The following is a 24956-nucleotide window of genomic DNA, read 5'->3' as shown; positions in this document are numbered from 1 at the left end:
CCCGCGCCCCCCGCCGGACGTTCAGGCTCCACCCACTCCGCCTCCGGGATCCATTGCCCCGGCCGCCGAGTCCCCCTGCAGACGGCGCAAGGCCTCGCGAAGCTGGGCGTTCTCCTCCCGGAGGCGACGGACCACCTCCTGCAGCCCGGTGCTCATGGTCTCAATGGCCCCATGGCTGAGCTCCCAACGCTGGAGCGCTTGCTCGCATTGAAACAGCCGGAACCTCACCACCGCGTGGCGTCCTTCGAGCTCCACCAGGCGCCGGATCAGGCGCTCTACCTCCTCCGCGGAATGGGTCCCGGCGGCCACCCCGGAGAGGACCGCCTGACCCTCCGCATACGCGGCTCCCAGCCCCAGGAAGAAGAGCAAACCCTCCGTGGGGCTCAGGCCCCGGGACGCCCAAAGGGCCTGCCAGCGCTGCGCGGTCTCCTCATCCACCTCGATCGTCCAGCGAACCATCCCCTTCTCCCTCCCCGACGAAGAAGGCGACCACCCGGATCCACGAACGGCGCTCCTCCGGGCTCATCGGCTCATGGCGATAGTTCCAGTCGTGCTTGCGGATGTATTCCCGCAGCGCGCCGAGCAGGCGTTGAAGGCGTCGGACGGCATCGCCGGCCAGATCCGCCAGAGCCTGAGGAGCGCGCGTGCGGGCGCAGATCAGGGTCATCCGCAGGTGAGGCAGGCACAGCCCATCCGAAGCCGCGTAGCGCGCCCGGACCTCGGCGTCCCCCAGCCCTTCGACCAGCCACTCCGCATACGCCCGCGCGGTCTCCTCCCCCAGCCGGCACACCCGACAGCGCGCCCGCCCCTGCAAGCCGGGGATCCCTTCGGGATCCCCTGAGCGGGGGAGGCGGAGGACGTGAGCCAGCCGCCGGTGAAGGGGGAGCGGATCCATGGCTGGCTCCCGGGCCATCGCCTCCAGGACGGGGATCACCCGCTGCAGGAGATCCTCATAGAGGATCGCGTTCCCGAGGCCATCCCCGTAGCGGCGGGCCTCCAGGCGTTGCAGCTGCCAGGCGTGCCGCGCACAGAACCCCAGGCCGGCCGCCCACTGCTCCCGCGTGGCGGGATCGTTCACGTTCTCCCAGAGCAGGTTCTCTAGGTAACGCGCCTCCGCCTCCCGCTGCAGACGACACAGCGGGCAGCCCGGCTGTCGCAACGCATGCTGCAAAACCGCCAGCCCCCAGCTCATCCGCTCACCCTCCAACAAAAAAGCCTCTATCCCGCTTCGGGATAGAGGCTATCAGCCATGCCTCGCATGGCAGTTCGCGGGGATCCCCCGCCCGGCGAGCCTCATCACCGGATTCATTCTTGTGTTTCTATTTTATACCAGATCTTCCGATACTGTCCAATCGATCCCCGCGCCACTGCCCCATCTGAACATCTCCCGAACACCCTCTGTGCTAAACTCAAAACCGCGCTCCAGCGCCGCATGGATCCCGTCCGCGGGAGGGAGTCGCGATGCCCGAGCGGATCAACCTCTGGAACATGCCTGCATGGGCCCAGCCGGCCGTCTACGCCTTCCATGCCCTCTGTCTGGCCATCTTCCTTCTTTCCTTTTATCGACGCATTCGGATCTGGTGGGCCGTCGGCCGGCCGGAGATGCGTTTCGATCGCCTTCCGGAGCGCCTGAAGCGGGTCCTGATCTATGTCCTGGGGCAGCGCCGGGTGATTCGGGACCCCGTTGGGGGCCTCTCCCACGCCTCGCTGTTCTGGGGATTCGTGATCTTCTTCATCGGGACCACCCTGGCCTTCATCGACGCGGACCTGTTCAAGTTCCTGCGGGGGGAGATCTATCTGGTCTACGAGTTCGTGCTGGATCTCTTCACCCTGCTCGCCCTGATCGGGATGGGAGTCCTCGCATGGCGTCGATACGCTGCCCGCCCGCCCAAGCTGAGCTACGGCCGCCGCTTCGATCTGGCCATGGCCTGGCTGGCCGTCCTCATCATCACCGGCTGGCTCCTGGAATCCTTCCGCATGGCCGTGCAGCGCCCGCCCTGGGGGCCCGCTTCCTTTATGGGATGGGGGTTGGGCCAGCTCTGGATCGCCATGGGCCTGGGGGAAGAATTCCTGCGTCCCCTCCATCAGGCGACCTGGGCCTTCCACGCCGCCCTGGCCGGCCTCACCTACGTCTTCATCCCGGTGGGCTTCCTGGTTCACATCGTCTCCTCCACCCTCAACGTGTTCTTCTCCCGCATGGACCGGCCCAACGGGGCCCTGACGCCGATCCCGGACCTGGAGACAGCAGAACGGCTGGGCATCGAGACGTTGCGGGATCTGACCTGGGTGCAGCTGCTCAACGGGGAGGCCTGCACCGAGTGCGGCCGGTGTCAGGCGGCTTGCCCAGCCTACGCCGCCGGGACGCCCCTCAACCCCAAGCAGGTGGTGCTGGACGTGCGAAACACCCTCCACGCCCTGCTGCCGCCCACCTTGAACCCCTTCGCCCCCATCCGGGTGGATGAGGAACGCATCGTCCTAACTGGGGCGGTGACCCCGCGCGAGGCCCTGTGGGCCTGCACCACCTGCTACGCCTGTGTTCACGAATGCCCGGTGCTGATCGAGCACGTGGACCTCATCGTGGGCATGCGACGCTACCTGACCCTGATGGAAGGGGATGTCCCGGCCTCCCTCTCCAACACGTTCCGCAACACGGAGCGGGCGGGCAACCCATGGGGGCAACGGACCTCGCGCCTGGAATGGGCGAAGGGCCTGGACGTCCCGGTGATGGCGGAGAAGGGGGAGGCGGAGGTCCTCTTCTGGGTGGGCTGCGCGGGGGCTTTCGATCCCGGCGGCCAGCGCACCGCCCGGGCCATTGCCCGCCTGCTCCAGGCCGCGGGGGTGGACTTCGCCGTGCTGGGGGATGAAGAAACCTGCACGGCCGAGTGGGCCCGCCGCGCGGGCCACGAGGCGATGTATGTGGCGGCCACCGAGGCCATCCTGGAGACCCTGCGTGCTTATAAGTTCCGCACCTTGCTGACCATGTGCCCGCACTGCTATAACACCTTCCGGAACGAATACCCACAGTTCGGCGGGCGCTTCGAGGTGGTCCACCACACGGAGTTCCTGGCCCGCTTGCTGGAAGAAGGGCGCCTCCAGCCCCGGCGCCCTGTCTCCCGGCGGCTCACCTTCCACGATTCCTGCTATCTGGGCCGTTACAACGGGATCTTCGATGCGCCGCGGCACCTACTACAGAGGAGCGGGACCGAGCTGGTGGAGATGGCCCGGAGCCGGGAGCGGGGGTTCTGCTGCGGCGCCGGCGGGGCCCAGGTCTGGATGGACACCCCTCAGGCCCGTCCCATCCACCTCCAGCGGCTCGACGAGGCCATAGGGACAAGCCCGGAGGCGGTGGCGGTGGCCTGCCCCTTCTGCCAGCTGATGCTGACCTCCGCCGCCCAAACCCGGGGCGTCGCCGAGCGGCTCCCGGTGCGGGATGTGGCGGAGATCCTGGCCGAAGCCGTGATCGAGCCCTAATCCTAAGGAACCCGAGCGCTGCTTACGGCGTCGCGATGGACGCGCTGCTCCGACGCCTGGACTCCACGCTGGAGGACCTGCGCTGGGCCCTCGCCCAGGTCCCCCCGGAGCGGGAGGCGCGCCGCCCTCCCCCCGCCCTGGGCGAGTGGTCCGTGCGTCGCCATCTTTACCACCTCTGGTTCTATGAGCACCACATCGCCCTGCCCCAGATGCGCTACGCCTTAGGCCTGCAAGGCCCCCTCCTTCCCGGCGAGGTCCCGGATGAAGATCTCGCCTGGCCCCGGGAGATCCCCGCCGCCCGCTGGCTGGAGCAGCTGGAGGCCGTCCGCCGGGAGACCATCGCCCTGGCCCGTCCCCTCCCGCCGGAGGTCTGGACCCGGCCGGTGTCGGGGACGGTCTGGGGAACGCGGACGCTGGCCTGGATCGTTACCAAGACCCTCCAGCACACCTATGAGCACATGACCACGATCCTCCAGATCGCCCTCTTCTGGGAGATGGCCGCCGCCTTCGAGCCGCGGTGGATGGCAGAGTGAGCCCCGGAGTCGGTGAGGACGACGATCCGCACAACGGATCTCACACCCGTCTTCGAACCCTTGTTTTGTGTTACAATATCGCGTTGAAGGAGGCACGTGATGGCACTGACGGCGGAAGACCTGCGGGATCTGGTCGCCCTCTTGCAGGCCCACCCCGAATGGCGGAAGGTCCTCTGGGCCCTGCTGGCCTCGGAGGAGGTCCTCCGCATGCCCACTGAGCTGGCAGACCTGCGGGACGAGCTGGCCCAGCTTCGGGCGGAAACCGAACGCCGGTTCACGGAGCTGGCGGAAGCCGTTCGCCGTCTGAGCGAGGCCTTTGTGAACCACCGTCAGGAGTTCCTAGCCCACCAGGCCCAGGTCAACGCCCGCCTCGAAGAGCTCAGCACGGCGGTCCGTAACCTGACTGAGACGGTTCATCACCTCACTGAAACTGTTCATCACCTAAGCGAGATCGTGGGCAATCTGGCCCAGACCCAGCTCGGTCTGGCCGAGGCCCAGCGCCGCACCGAGGAGAACCTCCAGCGCCTGGCCGAGGCCTTCGCCGCTCACCGCCAGGAGTTCCTGGAGTTCCGCGCCGAAACCGATCGTCGCTTCGCCGAGCTGGCCGAAGCCCAACGCCGTCACTACGAGGAGTTCGCCGCCTACCGGGTCGAGACCGATCGTCGGTTTGCCGAACTGGCTGAGGCCCTCCGGATCCTGACCGAGCGGGTGGACCGGGTGGAGCGCCGCCAGGAGGACCACAGCCGGGACCTGGGGCAGCTCAAGTCGATGCGCCTGGAAGCCCTCTACACCGAAAAGCCTGCTGCCCTCTTCCGCCCCCTGCTGCGGCGGGCCATCGTCGTCCCCGATGTGCGCAAGATGGAGATCCTGGAGGAGGCCGAGGCGGCTGGGCGCATCACGGAAGAAGAGGTCGACCGGGCTGCCCCTCTGGACGCGCTGGTGGAGGGCTTCCACCGGCGGGAGGACCGCCGGGTGGTTCTGGCGGTGGAGATTTCCTGGCAGGGGACCACGAAGGACGTGGCCCGGGCGGCGGAGCGGGCGGCTATCTTCGCCCGGGCTTTGGAGGCGGAGGTGATCCCGGTGGTGGCGGCGAAGGAATTGACGGCGCCGGCGCGGCGGATGGCTCGGGCGCGGGGGGTGTGGTGGCTGCAGGACGGGAGGGCCTTCGCCCCCCAAGAGATCCCCGAGGAAGGGCCGGGGGAAGACGAGGTGGAAACCCCCACATAGGGCCTGACGGATCCTTCCCCCACGCCTCACACTTCGAAAGGCGATCCCGCCAGGCCCGCCTGCCTCAGGAAAGCCAGGGAGGCCTCAGCAGCATCCAGGCTCAGCTCGAAGATCACCGGCCCGGCGAACCCATGGGCCTCCAGGGCCCGGAAGAGCTCCCCCACCGGGACCGCTCCCTCCCCGAGGGGAAGATGATCGGCCCAGGCGACAGAGCCATCAGGCCGCTCGCGATAATCGCCATCATGCAGGTGCACCTCCGCCAGGCGGGGGAGGCAACGCGCCAGGGCCTCCCCGAAGCCCACCGGGCCCGGCTGCCGGGAGATCACATGGCCGGTGTCAAAGCAGATGGAGAGATCCAGCGCCTCCGCCAGCTCCAAGGTGAGCTCCAGAGGGAACTGGATCGTCTCCAGGGCCAGGGAGCGGGAGGGCAGGCCGGTGCGTCGCAACAGCTCCTCGATGCTGCGCGCCGCCTGTTCCTGGAACCGGCGCATGAGCGCCAAACGGGGGCCTCCCGGAAGGCCCGGCAACGTGAAGAACTCCGCAGCCAGGGGCCCCGCCCCGTGAAGCACATAGACCTCCGGCTCCAGCGGGGCCAGACGGAACACCGCTTCCACCAGCACATCCACGGAAGCGCGACGGATCCCCTCCACCGGGCTGGAGGGATCCAGCGTCCAGAGCGGAAGATGGACCGTGTAGCGCAGGCCCCGCGCTTGTTTCAGGTCCTGCAAGCGGCGAAGCGCGGGGAGGGCGAAGGACTCCGGGAGCACCACCTGAAGGTCGGGGTTCAGCTCGATCAGATGGAACCCACGATCCGCGATCCGCCCCGCCAGCTCTGCGGCATCCACCCAGGTCTCCCCCCGGACGCCCGACGCTGGGGGCCACAGGAGCTCCAGGAGCAACGGAGCCTGAAGGAGCTGAACACCGAAACGCCAGGGCATCGTCCTCCTCCTTACCGAAACGCTGGATACCGCTTCAACGCCGGGCGCAGCGTGGCTTCTCTACCACGAAGGAAGGCCGGTCTGGGGGAGCATCTCCCTTCCCCACCTCTCATGGCTCAGCGACCCCGGCCGGCGCCTGCTCCTCCATCTGCACTACGGAAGGGATCCCCAGGCCGATCCCCCCCGCCAGGGCGCAGGCCAGCCCTCCGGCCACAAACCAGACGCGCACGCCCAGGGCATCCGCCACCGGCCCGGCGATGGCCATCCCCAGAGGAGAGATGAGACCGACGACGCTGGAGACCACCGTCAGCACCCGACCCTGCAGGGCAGGTGGCACCACCGCCTGGAGGATGGCCAGGATCGGCCCGTTGGTCAGCACGTTCATCAGGCCTCCCACGAACATCACACCCAGCGCGAACGGAAAGGCCCCGGCGGGAAGAAGCCCCAGCGAGAGGATCGCTGCCCCCATCCCGATCAGCCCGACCAGGGTGGTGTGAATGCGCCGACGGAAGCCTCCCCACGCGCCCAGAAGGAGCCCGCCGCTGATGATCCCAGCCCCCCAGGCGGATTCCAGAGCGCCCAGCTCCAGGGCGCCGCCCCGGAAATGCCGAATCACCAGCAGCGGAAGCAGCGCAAACGCCGGGTTCACCAGGAAGTTGATCAGCGCCCCCATCCCCATCAGGATCAACGCCCCTGACCATCGCCGCACATACTCCAGGCCTTCCCGGATTTCTTGCCATCCCACAGGCCGCGCCGGGCCGAAGCCCCCTGGATAAGGGATCCGCACGAACCCCAGGGCCAGCATCGCCAGTGCCGCCGTCACTACATCCACGAGCAGCACCCCCGGGAGGGGAAGGAGGCCCAGCAGGAGCGCCCCGGCGGGAGGAGCGACCATATTCAGGGCCCCGCTCAAGGCCTGGTTCAGCCCGGCGATGCGAGCGAGATAACGCTCCGGGACCAGCAGGGCGATTGAGGCCTGAAGGGCGGACCAGTGGAAGGTTTCCAGGATGGACCGGAGGAACAGGGCCGCGTAGATCGGGCCCAAATGCAACATGTCGGCCCGAGCAAGCAGGATCAGGAAGAGGGTGATGGCCGCCATCCCCCCATCGGCCCCCAGCATGATCCCCCGGCGATCCCAGCGGTCCACTAAGGCACCGATCACCGGCCCCAGCAGGACCCCCGGCAGGAGAATCAGCAATGTGGCGACGGAGAGGGCGGTGGCGGAGTCCGTGGTGCGGGCGATCCACCAGACCAGGGCGAACTGGATCAGCATGCTCCCGAACAGGGAGAGGGCGTGCGCGATCCAGACGGCCCAGAAGGCCCGCGAGATGCCGTCCGGAGATCGCATCGAAGCGCTCCCAAGACGAGATCCTCGCGCTCACTCCACGGTGATCTCCACGCGCTCGCCCTCCTCTTCGTCCAGGACCTCCACCAGCTTCCCGCTGCCGCTCGCCCGCAGCTGTTCGAGCCACTTCTGGAGGTCCAGCCCCGCGATCTCCGGCGCCAGCCGCTCACCGATCCGCAGCCCCAGATCCAGCAGGCGCAGCGGGACGTTCACATGCACCCGGGGGCGTCCGGTGGCCACATCGGTGACCCGGATGCGCAACCAGCGGCCGGTCGATAAAGGAGAGCCCTCCGCCTCCTCCGCCTCCTGGAGGGCCCGCAGCAGCTCCAGGCCCTGCTCGGCGGTGATCTGCCCGGCTTCGATCATCTTCAGGATCCGCAGCCACTCCACATCCCGCGTCATCGGTGCCTCCTGATGAAAAGGGTCGTGCGCGGCGTTTTCCCATCAACGCGGGGACGCTGCGCTCAGGTCGCAACCCATGCCGATCAACGTACGCGCCAGCTGGAACCCAGCGGCCAGCAAAGCAGCGGAGAGAGCAGGCTCCCCGCCGGTGAGGGCCACGAGCGGGAGGCCCCGAGGAGCCTCCTGCAAAGCGGCGGTCACCAGCCACTGGACTTGCAGCGGCGTCGCTGAAGGATCCACGAAGGGCCGGAGCGTCCAGCGGCCCTCCCGCCGCGTCCAGGCCGCTAGGCCCAGCATCCTGCCATCCTCCGCCTCCAGCACCCAGAGCCCCCTCCCGCACGGCCGAAGAGGTCCCCAAACCAGAGCGGTCGGGAGGAGATCCAGGGGCTCAAACAGGCGCATCGCCGGGTTCTCCCAGGCCGCGACATGCGCCATCAGGGGGGAAAGCTCCGCCGCCCGGGCGGGGCGCACCCAGCATCCCGGGATCTCCAAGATGGCCGCTCCCAGCTGTCCCGCATGCCCTCCCGTCTCCCGCCGCCAAAGCTGGATCCGCCCGATCTCCTGAAACCCCAGCGACCGATATAGCTGGAGAGCAGGCGTGTTGTCCGCCCGGACCTGAAGGACAGCCCGGCGGGCCCCGGAAGCCCGGGCGTATTCCAGGCACGCGGAGACCAGGGCCCGGCCGATCCCCCTCCCCCGGAACCCCTCCGCCACTGCCACATTGGCGATCAGCCAGTCCCCTGAGCCCGGCCGGAGGCGGCGGACCATCGTGTAACCCACGATGCGGCCGTCCTCCACCCAGACGTAGCCAGGGGCGAAGGCCTCCCCGGGAGGGAGGAACCACTCCAGCGCGCGCAACAGCCATCCCCACCGCGCCCAGAAGCGCATCTCCCGCAGGATCCGCCAGCCCGCCTCATCCAGCTCCCCCGCGAAGGCCTCCGCCAGCAAATCGGCGATCCCCCGCAGATCCCGCCGCACGTCGGCAGGCCGCAACCCTCGATTCGCTCCCCGGCGGGCCGTGATCACCATCTCACGCCTCCGGAGATCCCGGGCGGCCACGGAGCCGTCGCAACGCCTCCTCATAGGAAATCCGGCCTGCCGCCAGCTCCTCCAGGATCTGTCGCCGCTCCTCCGGGCCGGGGGGCGCTTCCTCCTCCGCCTCATAGCCCATCGCCCGCAGGATCTCCTGCAGCCGCTTGCGCAGCGTCGGATACGAAAGCCCCGTCAGGCTCTCCAGGCGGGTGAACTTCCCCTCGCTCCGCAGGAACAGCTCCACAAAGGCCAGCTGCTCCGGCGTCAACCGCGCCAGCCGCCCCAGACGGAACCGCCCCTCAATCCGCGCCTCACAGGCCGGACACTGCAGGGCCACCACCTCCAGCCCCGCCCCACACACCGGACACACCCCCAGCCACCTGTTCATCCCCCCATATCCCTCGAGGAAATTAAAAAATCTCTTTTTAAGAATTTTAAGCAGATCTTTCAAAAAAGTAAAGTCCAGGAAGCTTCGGTGCAGGATGCGGGATCGGTCCGGTGGGGGATGCAGTGGGCGGGGCCGGCCGGGGAGGACGATTTGCGTTACAATTAAAGAGATTTCTTGCGTCCGCTCCGGGTCTGAGGGGAGCGGGATCGTCGAAGGGAGGGAGGCAAGGAGGCGATATGGCGAACGAATCGCGCAGGCTCAACCGATCCGTTGCGGACGGCGCTTCCGCGGCCGTCTCGACCTATGACGCCAGCCAGATCCAGGTCCTGGAGGGCCTGGAAGCGGTCCGCCGGCGCCCTGGGATGTATATCGGCTCGACGGACATCCGGGGTCTCCATCATCTGGTCTACGAGGTGGTGGATAACGCCGTCGACGAGGCCCTGGCGGGGGTGTGCACCCACATCCTGGTGGAGATCCTGGAGGACGGCAGCGTTCGGGTGACGGACAACGGCCGGGGGATCCCGGTGGACGTGCATCCGCAAACCGGGCGGCCGGCCCTGGAGGTGGTGATGACCACCCTGCACGCCGGCGGCAAGTTCGGGGGTGGCAGCTACAAGGTCGCCACCGGCCTGCACGGCGTCGGCGTCAGCGCCGTCAACGCCCTCTCCGAATGGCTCGAGGCCGTCGTCCAGCGGGACGGCTACCGCTATCGGCAGCGTTACGAGCGGGGCCGGCCGGCCACGCCGGTAGAGCGGGTGGGGAAGGCGGACCCTCAGGGCTGGTATGCCCACCCACGCTTCCCTCCCGCCCCGCATGGCACCATCGTCCACTTCAAGCCGGATCCCGAGATCTTCCGGGGTGGGATCGACTACAAGTTCGAGACCCTGGCCCAGCGCTTCCGGGAGATGGCCTTCCTCACCCGGGGCCTCACCATTACCCTGGTGGATCAGCGGGAGGACCGGGAGATCACTTTCTACTTTGAAGGCGGCATCCGATCCTTCGTCCGCTACCTGAACCGCAACCGCCAGCCTCTCCACCCCATCTGGTATGTGGAGAAGGCCGTGGGGGACATCCTGGTGGAGGTCGCTTTGCAATACACGGACGCCTACAACGAGACGGTGCTGGCCTTCGCCAACAACGTGAACACGGTGGATGGGGGAACCCATCTGACGGGCTTCCGCGCCGCCCTCACCCGCACCCTGAACGATTACGCCCGCAAGGCCGGCCTGCTTAAGGAGAGCGACCCCAACTTCACCGGGGAGGACGTGCGGGAAGGCCTCACCGCGGTCATCAGCGTGAAGCTCCCCGAGCCTCAGTTCGAGAGCCAGACCAAGAGCAAGCTGGGCAACGCCGAGGTGAAGGGCGCGGTGGAATCCGTGGTCGGCGAGGCCCTGGCCCGCTGGCTGGAGGAGAACCCCCGGGAGGCGAAGGCCATCATCCAGAAGTGCCTGACCTCCGCCCGCGCCCGGGAGGCCGCCCGCCAGGCCCGCGAGCTGGTCATCCGCAAGAGCGCCCTGGAGTCCCTCACCTTGCCCGGCAAGCTGGCCGATTGCTCCGAGCGGGATCCGGCGAAGGCGGAGCTGTTCATCGTGGAGGGCGATTCGGCCGGCGGCTCGGCCAAGCAGGCCCGCGACCGCCATTTCCAGGCCATCCTTCCCCTGCGGGGGAAGATCCTCAACACCGAGCGCGCCCGCCTGGACAAGATGCTGGCCAACGAGGAGATCAAGGCCCTCATCTCCGCCATCGGCACCGGCATCGGGGATCAGTTCGACCTCTCCCGCCTCCGCTACGGGAAGATCATCATCCTGGCCGACGCGGATGTGGATGGAAACCACATCCGCACGCTGTTGCTCACTTTCTTCTTCCGACACATGACCCCCCTCATCGAGAACGGCCACGTCTACATCGCCCAGCCACCCCTCTACCGCATCGAGGTGAAGAAAACCAAAGAGGTCTTCTACGCCTACTCCGACGCCGAGCGGGACGAGATCTTCGCCAAACTGCGCAAGCGAGGCATCGACCCCTCCGACGAACGCCAGGTGGTCACCCAGCGCTACAAGGGACTCGGCGAGATGAACCCGGAGCAGCTGTGGGAGACCACCCTGGACCCGGCGCGGCGGATCCTGCTCCAGGTGACCATCGAGGACGCGGCGGAAGCAGATCGCGTGTTCGATATGCTGATGGGCGCCGCGGTGGAGCCCCGCCGCCGCTTCATCCAGGCGCACGCCAAAGAGGTGCGCAACCTTGACGTGTAGGCGCATCCCAAAGCGCCAAATCCATACGCTGGGCGGACGCTTCGGGCGTCCGCCCAGCCTTTATGGAGAAATCAGTCTGGAAGATTAAACCATATCCATGGAAGACCGGACAGCGGTTTCCGTAACAGCCAGGGGTTCAAACGGGCTTTCGGAGCTCGTCCGTCTTGCCCAACACGAGGAAATTTGCGGGCCCATCGCCGCAGCATCGCCATATCCTGAGAAGATCTCGAGGAGATGAGAACGATGGTCGGCGGGCAGGGGACAGAGGTGCTCCACTTGTTGTTGCAGGCGCGGACCGATCTCATCCAGTGGGTGATGCTGGCTCTGGCAGCCGCTCTGGGGGCGTTGCTGACGCTGCTGATCCCGTTGCTTCTCCATCGCGCCGGGGCCTTCCTGAGCCGCCGGGTCGGCAGATCGTTCCGGGAAGGAAACCTCCGGCGGGTCGCAGCGCGCATCCAGCCAGTCCTCCCCCACGCCACCGGGCCCCTGCAACACCTCATCGCTCCGATCCCGCTGGAGCAGGTCTTCGTAGTCCCTCCGCTGATCCTCCGCCAGCCCTCCTCCGCCAACGCCCCCACCGCGCTCCGCTGGTGGATCGTGGGCGGACCGGGATCCGGGAAGACCACGCTCCTGCAGATGCTGGCCCTCCGCTGGTCGGAGGCCGTCCGGGGACGGCCGCAGGGCCTGCTGGCGCTGCTCCGGACGCTGGCGGCGGACCGGGTGCCCGCCGCCGCCACCTTCACCGCTCAAATCCCTTTCTATTTATCGGCCGCCCACTACCAGCCTCACCTCCCCCTGGGCCCGCAACTGGCAGGGCTCCTCTACCGGATCAGCCGGGGAGCGCTCTCTCTGCCTGCGGATCAGGTGGAACGCTGGCTACAGCAGGGCCGGTGCGCGCTGCTGGTAGATGATCTGGGGCAAACGGATCGCCCGGACGCGGAGGCCACCCTCCTGGAGGCGCTGGAGGAGCTGGCCGCTCGAACGCGATGCTCCATTGTGATCGCGGGGAACAACCCGGCCCTGCGGCTGGAGGGATTTGACGGCTTCGACCTCGCCCCCTGGTCAGATCCCCAGATCCAGACGCTGATCGAGCGCTGGCAGGCGGCCCTGGGCCGCCGCAAAGGGCCTGCCCTTCCAGATCCCCAGGCGTTGCTGTCGGCGCTGCGGGAGAATGCGGAGCGCTGGGAGCTGGCCCGCCAGCCCGGATTCCTGAGTGGGCTTCTCGCTCTCGCCGTCCAGAGCGGGGGCCTGCCTGCGCGTCGCTCCGCCCTCTACGCCCAGCTCGTCCCGATCCTGATGGACCGCCCTCAGGCTCTCCCCCCGGAGGAGGATCTCCCGGCCTCCCTCAAACGGACGGCCCTGGAACATCTGGCCTGGGCGATGCGCTGGCTGCGCCGCTCCTCCCTCCCCATCGGATTCATCGAAGAAGATCTATCGGATCTCTTGCGTCAGGATCCCCGCTTGGAGACGGCCCAGGTCCATGCCGCCCTCTCCTGGCTGCGGGAGCGCTGCGGGTTGATCACTCCCGGGTCCACCATCGCCTTCCGGCATCCGGCCTTCGCCTCGGCCCTGATCGCCCAATCCGCCCTGGCGGATCCCTCGCGGCAGGCCCAGCTGGTGCAGCAGGCCGAGGAGCCGGAATGGCAGGAGGCGCTGGTGATGCTCGCCGGCCTGAGCGAGCCCGCGGCCGCACGGCGGCTCTTGACGGAGCTTCTGGAGCCGGAGGACGACTTCTTCTACACCCGAACCCGGCTGGCCGGCCGATGCCTCATGGAGGCTCCGCACCTTCAGACGGAGATCCGGGACGCGATCGTGGGGCGCCTGCGGACGTTGCTGACGGAGGCCCCCTATTCGTTCCTGCAACAGGAGGCCGCCTCCATCCTGGCCGGCATCCCGGGCCAGCTGGAGTGGCTGGCGGATCAGCTCCGCCGTCCAGATCTGCCCTTCAGCGCCCGCGCGGCCATTGTGGAAGCCATCGCCCGGGAGCAGGGCCCCCGCGCCGTTGGGCTCTTGGCCCTGGCCCTGCGGGACGATCGCATTCCGCTTCCGATTCGAGAGCAGATCGCCGAACACCTCGGGCATCTGGGGGATCCCGCCATCGCCCGGGACCTCCTGGATCTCATCGGGGATGAGAGCCTGGGGGTGGAGCTGCGGCGCAAGGTGGTGATGGCCATCGCCCGCATCGGCGATCGATCTCTGGGCCCAGCCCTGGTCGAGCACCTGGGCCTTCCCTGGCTGAACCCCATCGTCCGCGAGACCCTTCTGGATGCGCTGCGCACCCTGGGCGATAGCCGCATCGTGGAGGAGCTGGTGCCCCTGATCCGGGATCCTGACCTGCCGCTGGAGCTCCGGCGCCGAATGATCGAGACGGCGACGGCTCTCGCCGAGGCCTCGCATCTGGAGACCTTGCTGACCCTGGCGGAGGATCCAAACCTGGAGGTGAGCCTCCGGGCGGCGATCGTGAACGGCCTGGCCGAGGCCGGCTTCCGGGAGTTCAGCCCGTGGCTGATAGGCCTGCTCCGGGAAGGCCCCCGCCACCGCCTTCGGGCACAGGTGAGCACGTGGATCCTCCGCTCAGGCAGCCCCTTCCGGCCGTGGCTCGAACGCCTGGGCCACTGGCTCGGCCTGGCCGGCGCGGAGCAGGAGGAGTTCGCCCGCCTGCTGTTGCAACGGCAGGCGATCATCGCCCTGGGCCGGCTGAAGGAGGCCCGCGCAGTCCCCTTGCTGCTGCAGATCCTTCAGGACCCTCAGGCCCATCCCTCCCTGCGGGCGCTGGTGCCGGACGCCCTGGCCGCCATCGGGGCCCTCCGTGCAGTCCCCCAGCTGCTGGAGGTCCTGCGAGACCGCCACGCCGATTCCACAATCCGCGAGCGGATCGCCCTGGCCCTGGGCGCGATGCGCGCGTCCGCCGCCATCCCGGCCCTCCTGGAACGGCTGCGCGATCCCACCGAAGATCCCTTTATCCAGGCCCGGGCGGCCTTGGCCATCGGGTTGATCCGCGATCCCTCCGTGGCCCCCGAGCTGATCCCCCTGTTGCGCGCGGAGAACCTCCCGGTGACCGCTCGCCGGGCCATCGCCGACGCCCTGGGGACGCTCCGGGCGCGCGAGGTGGTGCGTTCGCTGATCCAGCTGTTGCCCGATGAGCGAATCCCCTCCTCGGTGCGGCAGGCCATCGCCGAAACCCTCGGCGTCCTGGGCGCGGCGGAGATCGGCGAGGAGCTGATGTGGCTGGCGCGCGACGAGCGGATCGATCCACATGTGCGGGGGGCCATCGCCCTGACCCTCGCCACGCTCCATCATCGCCCGGCAGCCCCGGAGATCCTCGCCATGCTCCCGGACGTCCGGATCGATCCGGCGATCCGCCAGGCCATGGCGGAAAGCCTGGGGAACCTGTGGGATCCCACCTTGATCGCCCCCCTGGCCCGGCTGCTTCTGGAGAGCGCCCTGGATCTCCCCGTCCGCCAGGGGATCCTCCGGATCCTGGAGCGCCACGGCGGGCCGGAGGCATTCCCGACCTTCTGGATCCTAGTTCGGAATCCGGAGACCCCGATGCCGTTGCGGCGGGCGGCCGCGGATGCCCTGGTCACCTGCGCCGGGCCGGAGTTCGAGGAGACCCTGCTGACCCTGGCCCTGGATCCCGAGATGCCGCCCTACATCCAGGGGCGCGCTCTGGAGGCGCTGCGTCGGGTGGGGAACGATCCCGACACCGTGCAGGCGCTGATCCGGGCGCTGCCGGCGTCGGAGATGCCCAACGCGGTTTTCCTCACCGTGATGGAGATCGCCCAACGGGCTCGGGTGCGGTTGCTGCTCCGGGAGACCCTCTCTCCTTCCGCCCCTGAGGAAGGGCGTCTCCGGCCGCCCGAAGGGGAAGGCCGATCGGCGGGTTAACCGCGGATGAGGCGTTGCGGAACGGTTATGGGGACCGGGCAGAGCGCTCGGCCTCCTCCACCGGAATGGCGACCGCCTCGCCGCCTCCCCGAAGCGGGAGGCGCGCGCCATCCTCCCACCGGTAAAGGCCCACCCAGACCCTTAACGGCCCCTGAAGGAGCGTCTCCGGGAGCGGGATGACCCGAACCTCCCGGATGCGGTCGCCGGGTCGCCAGACCCCCGTGTTGTAGGCGCCCTCGGCGATCCCGCCATCGTGCTGGGCCTGCGGTGGGATGGCCGGGGGCCACCGGGGCGCCTCCGTCTCCCGGTAGACGTGGACGAAGACGCTGTAATCCCGGGAGGGCTGCCCCACCGCCTCCCAGTCCAGCGTCACCGTGAGGAACCGTCCCGCCCGCACCGCCATCCCTCCCTGCAACGCGATCCCATCCGCGAAGACCGCGCGCAGATTCGAGCGCATCCGATCGGGCGGCTCCGCCCGCATCACCCGGTAGCGGGGAACGCGCTCTCCCGGCCACGGGGGCGGCGCCCGCACCGAAAGCAGCGCGCCCGGAGGAAGCCACCGCCGCAGGAGCGGGACTTCCTCGTATTGCCAGCCGATGACCATCGCCGGAGCCGGGGGCGGATCGGGAGGATCCTCCGTCAGCCGCCGGATCCGCACGCCGGATTCCCCCCAGAGGAGGAACCGCATCTCCGCCCGCCCGGCCCAGAGGCGCTCTGAGAGCACCACGGTCCCGGAGGGCTCCGCGCGCCGGAAGGCGCGGATCTCCTGGGCCACCTCCCACGAATCCAGGGAGAAGGCCCCGCGCACCTGGGCCTGGGCCCACCATCCCGGATGGAAGTAAGCGACGGCGTGCCAGGGGAAGCTGAGGCCGAGCCCGCCCCCGAGGAGGAGGGCCGCCGCCCAGGGCGTGCGGGCCCAGCGGGCCGCCGCCCCGGCAAGGGTCCACAGGCCGAGGGCGGCCCAGAAGACCACCACCGGCAGCGCCCCGCTGGCCCGCAGGTAATGGGGGGCCTCGGTAGCCAGGAACGTGGGCAGCAGCATGGCTATCCCCCACAGGGCTGTGAAAGGCGCTCGGCGAAAGGCCTGGATCCCGCCGACCAGAAAAGCGAAGGCCAAAAGGGGATCGAAGACCGGGCGGCTCTCGGTGTTGTGGCGCGGATACGAGTCGCCTTGCCAGAAAAACATCCCGCCTACCCGCAGGGCCTGTTCCTTGGCCACCCCCAGCCAGGGGCGCCCGCCCTGGAAGGCCGCCGTCTGCTCCCCACGGAGGGTGAACTCCGCCGGGTGCGTGAGGAAATAGGCGATCAGCGGCGAGGCGGTGAGCAGCGCGCATCCCAGGAAGGCCCCGATGGCTCGAACCCGGAAGCGATCCGGCGCCCGCCAGCGCCCGAGCAGCAACTCCAGGGCGATGGGGAGAACCGTTATGCGGGCGGCCAAGTAGGTATAGAAGCTCAGCCCCCAGATCCATCCAGCCACAGCCCAGTCCCGCTCCCGGCCGCTGCGGGCGGCGCGGGTGAAGGCCCAGAGGGTGAGAGCGGCCGCCAAGGGGAACAGCCCAGCCCGGAACCCCACCCGGCTGAGGTTCAGAGGCCAGAGCAGAAAAGCCATCAGCGCCCCGCTCAGGGCACCCACCTCCCAGCGCCGGGAGATCGTCCATGCCATTCGGAAGGCCGCGGCCACCGCGAGCAGGCCGATCATGCTGGCGGTGAGCCGCAGCGCGTAAGGGGTGGGCCCCAGGATGGCGATGGCGCTGGCCACCAGATAGATGAACAGGGGCTCGCGGCCGTTGTTCTCCGGGAAAAAGATCCGCACCTCCCCCTGCAGCACCCGCAGCGCATCCAGCCCGTAATACGCCTCGTCATACCAGAGCCCATAGGGGATGTGAGGCAGGTCCAGCCAGCGGAGCAGAGCGGCGAGCCAGAGCAGGGCGACCGCTGCCAGCCATCGTATCCGGGTTCGTCGGGGCATCCCGCAGGCTCCACACAGCCGGGAATCGCGCGGAGGATTCCTCCAAAGGGCTGAGCGGGGCATCGGTGCGCCCGCTCAGCCCTCGAAGGCGTCCGTTCCCTGGGCAGGAAGGCTCAGAACAGGGAGACCTCGCCGGCGATGATCTTACGGCGGACCTGGTGGATGTTGGAGAGGTGTTCATCCACGATCGCCCGCACGGCCTCCTGGATCCCCGGGGTGAGCCGGCCGGAGCGGACCCGGACGGCGGCGTTGGCGATCAGCGGCTGATCCAGTGGCTTCCCGATCTGGGAGAGCAGATACACGGTGGCCTCTCGGATCTCCGGAAGGCGGGCGACGATGTCCCGGGCGATCTCCAGGGCCAGCACGTTGTAGACCTTCCCGACGTGGGAGATGGGGTTCTTGCCAGCGGCGGCCTCCAGGCTGGAGGAGCGGAAGGGGGTGATCAGGCCGGTGATGCGGTTCCCCCGGCCGACGGCGCCATCGTCGCCCATCTCGGCGCTGGTCCCGGTCAGGGTCAGGTAGAAATCCCCCCGCTTGGCGTGATCGGCGGTGTTGACGTCGACCCGGACCGTTCGTCCCTCCAGGGCGGGGAGGCTGGAGACGAAGCGCTGCAGCGCCTCCTGCACCCCCCGCTTGGCTTCTTCATACTCCGCCGCATCGTGCACCCGGGTGGCGATGAAGGGGACGGCCACGGTCAGGATGACCTGGTTCCCCTGGCGCAGCCCCATGACCTTGACGTCCTCGCCGATGGGGAACTGGTTGATCAGCTCGTAGTTGAGATACTGGGCGGCCTGGTAGACCGCCTCCTCCAGGCCGCTGCGGGGCCAGTGGGCGACGCCGAAACTGGTGTCGTTGGCGGTCACCTGATGGACGATGTCGATCAGCTCGCTGGCGCCGCGCCCGGCGAAGCAGTCGATGATCACATGCTTCACCGGATCCAGATAGCGCATGGTCTCCCGCAGATAGGCCCGGGCGGCCTCGATGGCGATGGTCTCCATTGGGATCGCCTGGCCGTTGTAGTAGGGGGTGCCCCGGCCGGCGATCTGGATGCGGATGGGTTTCAGCAGCTCTCCGCCGCCGAAGCGCACCGAGACCTCTCCGGCGACCAGCTGGACCTTATCGAAGTTGTGGTGCAGCGCGCCGCCCAGGTGCTCCTCGCACCAGTGGGTGTATTCCCGGCTGATGCGCTCGGCGATGCCGTCGCACAGGCTATCCGGATGCCCGATGCCCTTCCGCTCCACGATCTCCACCGGAAGGTCCTCGATGTAAGGGCCGCCGGCTTCGGAAACCACGATGTTCCGCATCCCGGGTCCTCCTTTCATTCAGGATGACTCCCTCTTACGAGGGTTCGTCCCCTTCCGAACTACACGACCCTGTCCCATCCGGCGGGGCGCGGACATAAAAACACCCCGCCGGGAGGAGGGGCGGGGCAAAACAAAAGCCTCTTCTGGGAAGAAGAGGCACATCGCCGCTGCGGGCCACCTCATCTCCCAGACCGAACCGTCTGCCGGATTTGGCACCATCCCCGGGAGCGCTCCGCCGGGGGGCGGCGTGCTCCCCGGTCGGCCCTGATGCTCCACGGGAGGTTGCCGAGGCTTCGTCGGGCCGGGTCCCTCCGCCTCTCTCGATGAGTGCCACGCTCTATTCAATTGTCCCGGGATGAGGCCTCATCGCTTTCCACGACGCCATCATCCCTTTTGCGTTTATCTTACCACAGCAAAAGAAAATGTCAACTGGATTCTCCTCACCCTGCGGGACTTTCGGGTTAGGGCCATGGAAGCCGGTGCTACTCCCGGGCTGGGGGATGGGCCTCCAGTTCGGCGAACGCCTCGTGGAGAAGGTTTTCGACATCCGTCGGCCCCTCTCCCTTCTGCAGCCAGAGGAGGAACTCCACGTTGCCCGCCGGCCCCAGCAGCGGCGAGGGGATCAGCCCCCGGGGCCACCAGCCATGCGCCCGGCTCCACTCGATCAGCGTCCGCAACACCCGTTCGTGGACCGCGCGGTCGCGCACCACGCCCCGTTTGACCTCGGCGCGCCCGGCCTCAAACTGAGGCTTGACCAGCACGATGGCGTGGCCCTCCGGGACCAGCCAGCGGTGGGCATTGGGAAGGATCAGCCGGACCGAGATGAAGGAGACGTCCATGGTCACCAGATGCACGGGCTCCGGCAGTTCCGTGAGATAACGGGCGTTGGTCCGTTCCATCACGATCACCCGTGGATCCTGGCGCAGCCGCATGTCCAGCAGGCCGTAGCCCACATCGATGGCGTAGACCCGGGCCGCCCCATGCTGGAGCAGGCAATCGGTGAAGCCCCCCGTGGAAGCGCCCACATCGGCGCACACCGCCCCCCGCACGAGGACCGGGAAGCGGGCCAGGGCAGCAGCCAGCTTCAGGCCGCCGCGGCTCACATAGGGGAAGGGCTCGGTGATCCGCACCGGCGCGTCCGGCGGCACCAGGGCCCCGGGCTTATCCACCACCCGATCCCCCACCCGGACCCGGCCGGCGCGGATCAGGCGCTGCGCCCGCTCCCGGCTCTCCGCCAGCCCTCGCTCCACCAGCAGAAGATCCAGACGAACTCGAGCCATCGCCTTCTTCCCATAAACCGGATCCGCGCTTCTTGCCGCCCACGGCTTCTCCGGGCAACATGAAAGCACAGAAAACTCATCTATGGTGGAGGTTTCATGGGCTTCTCCCTCAACCCGGAGGCATGGCGGTGGCTGGGCAACGGGCTGATCCTCCTGGGCGTGCTGGTCTGGGTCCCCTTCCTCACGGCGACGGTGGCGGGGGAGGACTGGCCGATCCTCCCCTTCCTGGCGGCGCATCTCGCGGGCGTGCTGGGCGGGTGGCGGCTGCGGGCCCGGGCGGCGGCAATGGAAGGACGTCCAGGCGAGGCGCAGCATGGTGGTCGGCGGCGCTGGCTCAGCCGGCTCCTGATCTATCTGGGTGTGCTGGCCTGGGCCCCCTATTTCTATCAAACCCGGATCCTGGGGCGAGAGCTGGACATCTCCCCCTACCTGGCCGCGCACCTCACTGGGGTCCTCAGCGGGGTCGCCCTGCGGCTCAGCCTCGAGCTGGAGCGGCTCCGGACTCGCCGGTGACCAAGCCCCGCGCTCACTCCGGCGCGCGGATCCCGGCCTCCAGAACACGTCCATCGGTCCACGCCCAGCTCATATGGGGCGTGTTGTGGGCGATGCCGATGCGGCCCTCCCGGTCGATGGCGATCAGCCCGCCCCGCCCATTCACCCGCTCCTCCAGCAGGCGGATGGCAGCCGTCACGGCACCCGAGGCGGAGAGCCCCAGGGCCATGAAGTCGCAGGCGGTCTTGGCGATCACCACCCGCATCAGGGTCTCCCCCCATCCGGTGGCTACTGCCGCCCCGCTCCGGTCGTCCGCATAAGCCCCGCAACCGATGAGGGCCGAATCCCCCACCCGGCCCGGCCACTTGTTCGACATACCACCGGTGGAGACCGCGGCGGCGAGGCGGCCCGCGGCATCCATAGCCGCCGCCCCGACGGTATCCATCGGCCCGGAGAGAGCCTGCGCCAGGATCTCCCGGAGATTCACAGACCCTTCCGGCCGGGGGAGCTCCTCGCCCAGGCGGTCCCGGGGAGCGGCCAACTCCGCATCGTCCGCCATGGGGAGCTCGAGCAGCTCGGCCAGGGCCTCCGCGGCCGGGCCCACGAGGAGGACATGGGGGGTGCGCTCCATCACCGCCCGGGCCAGGAGGATGGGGTTGCGGACTCGACGGACAGCCGCCACGGCCCCGGCGCGCAGGGTAGTCCCCTCCATGATCAGGGCATCCATCTCCACCGTGCCCGCTCGGGTTCGCACGCTGCCCCGCCCGGCGTTGAAGGTGGGGTCATCCTCTAACACCCGCACGGCGGCCTCCACCGCGTCCAGGGCGAAGCCGCCGGCCTCCAGGATCGACCATCCCGCCTGCACCGCCCGGCGGCATCCCTCCACCGCCGCCGCGTGGCGCTCCTCCGGGATGGTCCCCGCGCCACCGTGAACGATGAGGATCGGTCGCGGCATCAGAGCGCCTTTACCGCAAGGGAAGTTGGCGTCTCCAAGGATAACCGGGCTCAGGGGTCGGCCGCCAGTTCCCTCCTCACGGGCAGACGAAGGGCGGCGACATCACCAGCGGGAGATATACCCGATAGGGCCCGGGAGGCGGGCCGGGTGGGGGAGGCACCACGCTGCGGACCGCCGCTTCGGCGTTCAACCGGCCGTATCCATAGATGTCATCCCGCCCGGGGGTCCCCAGGTCCACAGCGGTGCGGAGCAGGGCGCCGCACACCTGGCTCGCTGTCAGGGCCGGCCCCGCCGACCACACCAATCCCGCCACCCCCGCTACATGGGGCGTGGCCATGGAGGTGCCATCGGCAAAGTAATACCACCCCCACATTGTGGAAAGGATACTCACTCCCGGCGCAGCGATGTCCACATGGGATCCCCAGTTAGAGAATGATGCCCGCTGATCCGAGGAATCCGTGGCGGCGACGCCGATCACCCCGGGATAGGCCGCCGGATAGAACAGCTCATTGACGCCATCGTTCCCCGCCGCCGCCACGATCAGGGCGCCCTGGCCCTGGGCGTAGGCGACGGCGTCGGCGAGGACGCGGCTGGGATATGGGCTCCCCAGGCTCAGGTTGATGACCGTGCGCTTTCCGAAAGCCACCCCCCAGTCGGCGGCATACCGGATCCCATCCGCCACCCACGAAGCATAACCCCCTCCACTTGCATCCAGGACCTTCACCGCGAGCAGGTCACAGCCCCAGCACACGCCGGCGACGCCTTGGCCGTTGTTCGTATTCGCCCCGGCGATCCCCGCCACGTGGGTGCCGTGGCCATGGTCATCCATTGGATTGTTGTCGCTGTTTGCGAAATCCCACCCTAACCACAGCCGGGAGGAGGCGAGATCCGGATGGGTGTAATCCACCCCCGTGTCCACGATGGCAATCCAGACCCCGGCGGTCCCGGTGATGACGTCCCAGGCCTGGGGGGCGCGGATCTGCGGGAGGTTCCACTGATAGCCGTAGTAAAGATCGTTAGGGGTGAAGGCGATGCGGACCGGGCGGTCAACCTCGGCGGTTTCGACGTCGGGGCGCTGGCGCAGCCGCGCCGCCAGGGCCTCGGGGTCCTCCCCCGGCGGCACCGGGATACGCCACCAGCGGGGGACGGCTAAGGCCTCGGCGCCGGGGAAGCCGGCCGCGGCCAGGCCTACCCGGAAAGCACCCGGCGGGACGTCCGCCTTGCGCTTCACCAGAACGCCGAGGCCCCGGGAGGCCGAGGCCGTTTGCGCATGCGCTGCAGGCGGTGGGGCCGAATCAGCCAGGGTCGGCGGGGGAAGACAACGGCCATCCTCCAGCGGGAGAAAACACGCCGGCGCGGCGGAGGCGCCGGATGCACCCGGCCACGGCCTCGCGACCGGAAGCCCTCCCAGGATCCAGGCCAGCACCAGGACGAGCCGTCTGGACCCACGCATCATGCACCTCCTCCTTCAACCGTTGATATGCACAATTTTAGACCCGAGGTGGACTCCCCAAACCGACGGCATCGGCGTGCGAGTCAAAAGAGGGTTTGTGGGATAAAATGGATTTCTGGATCAGCAGCGGATGTTCGGGGACTCCTCGAACTTCGGACCTCCGATCCTCGGCCATCCCGCAAAAGGCAGAGCGCAACTCGTGCGAGGCAAGCCGGATCGCCATAGGAGGCCGGATGTTCTCGGACACCCATCCGAAGATCAGGGTCCTTCAAATCGAATGGATCCGGCGTATGCCGCCGTGGAAGAAATTCGCGATCGTGGATAGCCTCAACGAGACCGTCCGCACGCTGGCCATCCGCGGCATCCGACAGCGCCATCCCCAGGCCACGCCCGAAGAGGTGCGCCGGATGCTGGCGGAGATGATACTGGGGGCGGAGCTGGCTGAAAAGGTGTATGGCCGTGCTTGGTGAACGGACGATGTCCTTCGATGGGAGCGCGCCACGGGGAAGATGGAAATCAAGGGAGGGCTGGTCGCCCAGCTCCATAGAAGGCCGGATCGACGCGCCCCCTCTCCGCAGTGCGCTTCCTACGATTCCCCAAACACCTCCGCCTCGAAGCGGAAGAGGCGGGCTTCCGGCCACCGCCAGGCGTCCTCCGGGAGGCCCGCTTTGAGGCAGATGGCCCGCAGGAAGGCCTCCCGATCCCATCCCTGCTCCACCGGGACCTGGGGGAGCAGCAACCCCGTGCGGCCCCCCGCCAGGAGGAAGAGGCCGTCCCGCCCGATCACGATCTCCTCAGGGTCGGCCACCGGCCGCAGCGGGGAGAGGACGCTGATCTCATATTCCAGATGGGGCAACTCCTCCACGGTCACAGGAGGAAAACGGGGATCATCGAGGGCGGAGAGCACCGCCACCCGCTGCACGGCGTGGGCGAGATCCGAGCGCGGCCAGACCTCCCCCCGGCATCCCCGCAGGTGGCCGCCCCGGGTCAGGGTCACGAAACAGGCGCGGGGCAACTGCAAGGCGGGGGACGAAACCGACAGCTCCGGCAGGGGCCGCCCATGCACCGCGTGGGTCACCGCCTCCCGGGCGATCTCCAGAAGGGTGTGCCGATCCTCAGCGCCAAGGGGGGGATCCGGCTCCCGGGCGAAGCGGATAGCCGCGTAGCCCACCACATGGTCCTTGCGCCCGTAGGGGACGTCACTGGAGTTGGCGTAGCGGAGCAGGGTCGTGTGGACCGCGCCGGTGCGCCGGGCGTAGGCCATGGCCGTGCGCACGGGCCCCTCGCCGCACATCAGCGTCGCCAGCCCCGGGATCCGACGTGCCATCCATTCGGCGATGGTATGGCGGAGCAGCTCCTCATCCAGTGAGAGGATGGCACCGATGGCGCTGAGGTCCACCTGACGGGCGTGCTCATCCCGCGGGTAATGGGAGAGGTCGCTGCTGGCGATGACGATGGCCCGCCGGCCGGCCAGGGCCCGGGCCAGGGCATCCGCGAGGGCCTCGATGTTCTCCGGGGAAGGCTCCCCGATCATCACCGGGACGAAGCGCAACTCGGGGAACAGCCGCTGCAGAAAGGGAAGCTCCACCTCGATGGAATGTTCTTCCAGATGGACCTCGGGGACGAAGCGCAGCGGCGGGCCTGCGGCCAGCAGGGCGTCGGCCAGCTCCTCATCGATGGGGATCTCTCCCAAGGGAGTCCGCCACGCACCCCGGGCCCAGACAGAGATCTCGCGGAAGAAAGGCTCCACGTGGTTGGTGCCCAGCACCACCACAGCGTCGTAAGGACGGCCCTCCAGCTGCCGGAACCCCCACGCGGCCACATGGCCCGAGTAGATGTAGCCGGCGTGGGGGACGATCAGGGCGGCCGGCTCGGTCTCATAGCGAGGTGCCTCCGCGAGCAGGCGATCCACCATCTCCTGCAGCGCCCCCGGGTCCGCCGGGTAGAAGGCGCCGGCCACCGCAGGCTCGCGGACAAGCGTGGTCCGATACGCCATCCCAGGCTCCTTTCCCTGTGAACGGGCG

General features: G+C 68.6%; 20 protein-coding genes and 2 riboswitches. Of the genes, 7 read left to right on the top strand and 13 right to left on the bottom strand.

Annotated features, from left to right (window positions below):
* Nucleotides 1–21: 21 nt before the first annotated feature.
* On the bottom strand, nt 22–459 hold the full coding sequence (locus CFB18_RS04875) for a hypothetical protein (protein WP_088570682.1): 438 nt from the start codon (nt 457–459) through the stop codon (nt 22–24).
* Nucleotides 431–1192, bottom strand: coding sequence for a DUF6062 family protein (locus tag CFB18_RS04870; RefSeq protein ID WP_088570681.1), 762 nt, complete (start codon nt 1190–1192; stop codon nt 431–433). Before CFB18_RS04870 ends, CFB18_RS04875 begins: the two co-directional genes overlap by 29 nt.
* A gap of 35 nt (nt 1193–1227) precedes the next feature.
* A riboswitch (Fluoride riboswitch) is annotated at nt 1228–1310 on the bottom strand.
* A 151-nt stretch (nt 1311–1461) separates the two neighbouring features.
* Here CFB18_RS04870 and CFB18_RS04865 point away from each other — a divergent pair.
* The 3 genes from CFB18_RS04865 (at nt 1462) to CFB18_RS04855 (ending at nt 5231) form a co-directional block, all read left to right on the top strand.
* The gene (locus CFB18_RS04865) at nt 1462–3471 is read left to right on the top strand and encodes a heterodisulfide reductase-related iron-sulfur binding cluster (protein ID WP_088570680.1); all 2010 of its coding nucleotides are present in this window, start codon (nt 1462–1464) and stop codon (nt 3469–3471) included.
* A 35-nt stretch (nt 3472–3506) separates the two neighbouring features.
* The gene (locus CFB18_RS04860; RefSeq protein ID WP_088570679.1) at nt 3507–4004 is read left to right on the top strand and encodes a DinB family protein; all 498 of its coding nucleotides are present in this window, start codon (nt 3507–3509) and stop codon (nt 4002–4004) included.
* A 99-nt stretch (nt 4005–4103) separates the two neighbouring features.
* A complete protein-coding gene (locus tag CFB18_RS04855) occupies nt 4104–5231 on the top strand; it encodes a coiled-coil domain-containing protein (RefSeq protein WP_088570678.1) in 1128 nt (375 codons plus the stop codon).
* A gap of 26 nt (nt 5232–5257) precedes the next feature.
* Here the strand turns inward: CFB18_RS04855 and cbiR are convergent, their stop codons facing one another.
* The 5 genes from cbiR to CFB18_RS04830 form a co-directional block, all read right to left on the bottom strand.
* Nucleotides 5258–6169, bottom strand: a complete 912-nt coding sequence (gene cbiR, locus CFB18_RS04850) for a cobamide remodeling phosphodiesterase CbiR (protein ID WP_088570677.1) — start codon at nt 6167–6169, stop codon at nt 5258–5260.
* A 109-nt stretch (nt 6170–6278) separates the two neighbouring features.
* A complete protein-coding gene (locus tag CFB18_RS04845; RefSeq protein ID WP_088570676.1) occupies nt 6279–7517 on the bottom strand; it encodes an MFS transporter in 1239 nt (412 codons plus the stop codon).
* Between the two features lie 30 nt (nt 7518–7547).
* Nucleotides 7548–7916 (bottom strand): SHOCT-like domain-containing protein, encoded by a 369-nt coding sequence (locus CFB18_RS04840; protein ID WP_088570675.1) that lies wholly within the window; start codon nt 7914–7916, stop codon nt 7548–7550.
* A gap of 42 nt (nt 7917–7958) precedes the next feature.
* Nucleotides 7959–8945: a GNAT family N-acetyltransferase gene (locus tag CFB18_RS04835; RefSeq protein WP_159461582.1), complete on the bottom strand. Its 987-nt coding sequence runs from the start codon at nt 8943–8945 to the stop codon at nt 7959–7961.
* A 1-nt stretch (nt 8946) separates the two neighbouring features.
* Nucleotides 8947–9336: a DUF2089 domain-containing protein gene (locus CFB18_RS04830; RefSeq protein ID WP_088570673.1), complete on the bottom strand. Its 390-nt coding sequence runs from the start codon at nt 9334–9336 to the stop codon at nt 8947–8949.
* Nucleotides 9337–9572: 236 nt separating this feature from the next.
* Here CFB18_RS04830 and gyrB point away from each other — a divergent pair, with 236 nt between their 5' ends.
* Both gyrB and CFB18_RS04820 read left to right on the top strand, forming a co-directional pair.
* The gene (gene gyrB / locus CFB18_RS04825; RefSeq protein ID WP_088570672.1) at nt 9573–11591 is read left to right on the top strand and encodes a DNA topoisomerase (ATP-hydrolyzing) subunit B; all 2019 of its coding nucleotides are present in this window, start codon (nt 9573–9575) and stop codon (nt 11589–11591) included.
* 243 nt (nt 11592–11834) lie between these two features.
* On the top strand, nt 11835–15479 hold the full coding sequence (locus tag CFB18_RS04820; RefSeq protein ID WP_143597521.1) for a HEAT repeat domain-containing protein: 3645 nt from the start codon (nt 11835–11837) through the stop codon (nt 15477–15479).
* Nucleotides 15480–15504: 25 nt separating this feature from the next.
* Here the strand turns inward: CFB18_RS04820 and CFB18_RS04815 are convergent, their stop codons facing one another.
* From CFB18_RS04815 to CFB18_RS04805, 3 genes are all read right to left on the bottom strand, one after another.
* The gene (locus CFB18_RS04815) at nt 15505–17448 is read right to left on the bottom strand and encodes a glycosyltransferase family 39 protein (RefSeq protein ID WP_159461581.1); all 1944 of its coding nucleotides are present in this window, start codon (nt 17446–17448) and stop codon (nt 15505–15507) included.
* 113 nt (nt 17449–17561) lie between these two features.
* Nucleotides 17562–18752, bottom strand: coding sequence for a methionine adenosyltransferase (locus CFB18_RS04810; protein ID WP_159461580.1), 1191 nt, complete (start codon nt 18750–18752; stop codon nt 17562–17564).
* 176 nt (nt 18753–18928) lie between these two features.
* Nucleotides 18929–19082: riboswitch (SAM riboswitch) on the bottom strand.
* Between the two features lie 152 nt (nt 19083–19234).
* Nucleotides 19235–20032, bottom strand: a complete 798-nt coding sequence (locus CFB18_RS04805; RefSeq protein ID WP_088570668.1) for a TlyA family RNA methyltransferase — start codon at nt 20030–20032, stop codon at nt 19235–19237.
* A gap of 96 nt (nt 20033–20128) precedes the next feature.
* On the opposite strand from CFB18_RS04805, the gene CFB18_RS04800 reads away from it, so the two are divergent.
* Nucleotides 20129–20545, top strand: a complete 417-nt coding sequence (locus CFB18_RS04800; protein WP_088570667.1) for a hypothetical protein — start codon at nt 20129–20131, stop codon at nt 20543–20545.
* Nucleotides 20546–20558: 13 nt separating this feature from the next.
* Here CFB18_RS04800 and CFB18_RS04795 read toward each other — a convergent pair whose 3' ends face one another.
* Both CFB18_RS04795 and CFB18_RS04790 read right to left on the bottom strand, forming a co-directional pair.
* Nucleotides 20559–21479 carry an isoaspartyl peptidase/L-asparaginase family protein gene (locus CFB18_RS04795; RefSeq protein ID WP_088570666.1) on the bottom strand — a complete coding sequence of 307 codons (921 nt, stop codon included), beginning with the start codon at nt 21477–21479 and terminating at the stop codon, nt 20559–20561.
* Nucleotides 21480–21555: 76 nt separating this feature from the next.
* Nucleotides 21556–22932 (bottom strand): S8 family peptidase, encoded by a 1377-nt coding sequence (locus tag CFB18_RS04790; protein ID WP_143597520.1) that lies wholly within the window; start codon nt 22930–22932, stop codon nt 21556–21558.
* 233 nt (nt 22933–23165) lie between these two features.
* On the opposite strand from CFB18_RS04790, the gene CFB18_RS04785 reads away from it, so the two are divergent.
* Nucleotides 23166–23402, top strand: a complete 237-nt coding sequence (locus tag CFB18_RS04785) for a hypothetical protein (protein ID WP_088570664.1) — start codon at nt 23166–23168, stop codon at nt 23400–23402.
* A gap of 116 nt (nt 23403–23518) precedes the next feature.
* Here CFB18_RS04785 and amrB read toward each other — a convergent pair whose 3' ends face one another.
* Nucleotides 23519–24928 (bottom strand): AmmeMemoRadiSam system protein B, encoded by a 1410-nt coding sequence (gene amrB / locus CFB18_RS04780; RefSeq protein WP_088570663.1) that lies wholly within the window; start codon nt 24926–24928, stop codon nt 23519–23521.
* Nucleotides 24929–24956: the final 28 nt, after the last annotated feature.

It is taken from the genome of Thermoflexus hugenholtzii JAD2 (genome assembly GCF_900187885.1).
In the GTDB taxonomy this organism is placed as follows: domain Bacteria; phylum Chloroflexota; class Anaerolineae; order Thermoflexales; family Thermoflexaceae; genus Thermoflexus; species Thermoflexus hugenholtzii.
The sequence above is the reverse complement of the archived record's forward strand: the minus strand, read 5'-3'. Positions and strand labels throughout refer to the sequence as shown.

Excerpts from the sequence above, each read along its gene's own strand:
- CFB18_RS04875 (WP_088570682.1), bottom strand. The coding sequence starts at position 459 with ATGGTTCGCTGGACGATCGAGGTGGATGAGGAGACCGCGCAGCGCTGG.
- CFB18_RS04870 (WP_088570681.1), bottom strand. The coding sequence starts at position 1,192 with ATGAGCTGGGGGCTGGCGGTTTTGCAGCATGCGTTGCGACAGCCGGGC.
- CFB18_RS04865 (WP_088570680.1), top strand. The coding sequence starts at position 1,462 with ATGCCCGAGCGGATCAACCTCTGGAACATGCCTGCATGGGCCCAGCCG.
- CFB18_RS04860 (WP_088570679.1), top strand. The coding sequence starts at position 3,507 with ATGGACGCGCTGCTCCGACGCCTGGACTCCACGCTGGAGGACCTGCGC.
- CFB18_RS04855 (WP_088570678.1), top strand. The coding sequence starts at position 4,104 with ATGGCACTGACGGCGGAAGACCTGCGGGATCTGGTCGCCCTCTTGCAG.
- cbiR (WP_088570677.1), bottom strand. The coding sequence starts at position 6,169 with ATGCCCTGGCGTTTCGGTGTTCAGCTCCTTCAGGCTCCGTTGCTCCTG.
- CFB18_RS04845 (WP_088570676.1), bottom strand. The coding sequence starts at position 7,517 with ATGCGATCTCCGGACGGCATCTCGCGGGCCTTCTGGGCCGTCTGGATC.
- CFB18_RS04840 (WP_088570675.1), bottom strand. The coding sequence starts at position 7,916 with ATGACGCGGGATGTGGAGTGGCTGCGGATCCTGAAGATGATCGAAGCC.
- CFB18_RS04835 (WP_159461582.1), bottom strand. The coding sequence starts at position 8,945 with ATGGTGATCACGGCCCGCCGGGGAGCGAATCGAGGGTTGCGGCCTGCC.
- CFB18_RS04830 (WP_088570673.1), bottom strand. The coding sequence starts at position 9,336 with ATGAACAGGTGGCTGGGGGTGTGTCCGGTGTGTGGGGCGGGGCTGGAG.
- gyrB (WP_088570672.1), top strand. The coding sequence starts at position 9,573 with ATGGCGAACGAATCGCGCAGGCTCAACCGATCCGTTGCGGACGGCGCT.
- CFB18_RS04820 (WP_143597521.1), top strand. The coding sequence starts at position 11,835 with ATGGTCGGCGGGCAGGGGACAGAGGTGCTCCACTTGTTGTTGCAGGCG.
- CFB18_RS04815 (WP_159461581.1), bottom strand. The coding sequence starts at position 17,448 with ATGCCCCGACGAACCCGGATACGATGGCTGGCAGCGGTCGCCCTGCTC.
- CFB18_RS04810 (WP_159461580.1), bottom strand. The coding sequence starts at position 18,752 with ATGCGGAACATCGTGGTTTCCGAAGCCGGCGGCCCTTACATCGAGGAC.
- CFB18_RS04805 (WP_088570668.1), bottom strand. The coding sequence starts at position 20,032 with ATGGCTCGAGTTCGTCTGGATCTTCTGCTGGTGGAGCGAGGGCTGGCG.
- CFB18_RS04800 (WP_088570667.1), top strand. The coding sequence starts at position 20,129 with ATGGGCTTCTCCCTCAACCCGGAGGCATGGCGGTGGCTGGGCAACGGG.
- CFB18_RS04795 (WP_088570666.1), bottom strand. The coding sequence starts at position 21,479 with ATGCCGCGACCGATCCTCATCGTTCACGGTGGCGCGGGGACCATCCCG.
- CFB18_RS04790 (WP_143597520.1), bottom strand. The coding sequence starts at position 22,932 with ATGCGTGGGTCCAGACGGCTCGTCCTGGTGCTGGCCTGGATCCTGGGA.
- CFB18_RS04785 (WP_088570664.1), top strand. The coding sequence starts at position 23,166 with ATGTTCTCGGACACCCATCCGAAGATCAGGGTCCTTCAAATCGAATGG.
- amrB (WP_088570663.1), bottom strand. The coding sequence starts at position 24,928 with ATGGCGTATCGGACCACGCTTGTCCGCGAGCCTGCGGTGGCCGGCGCC.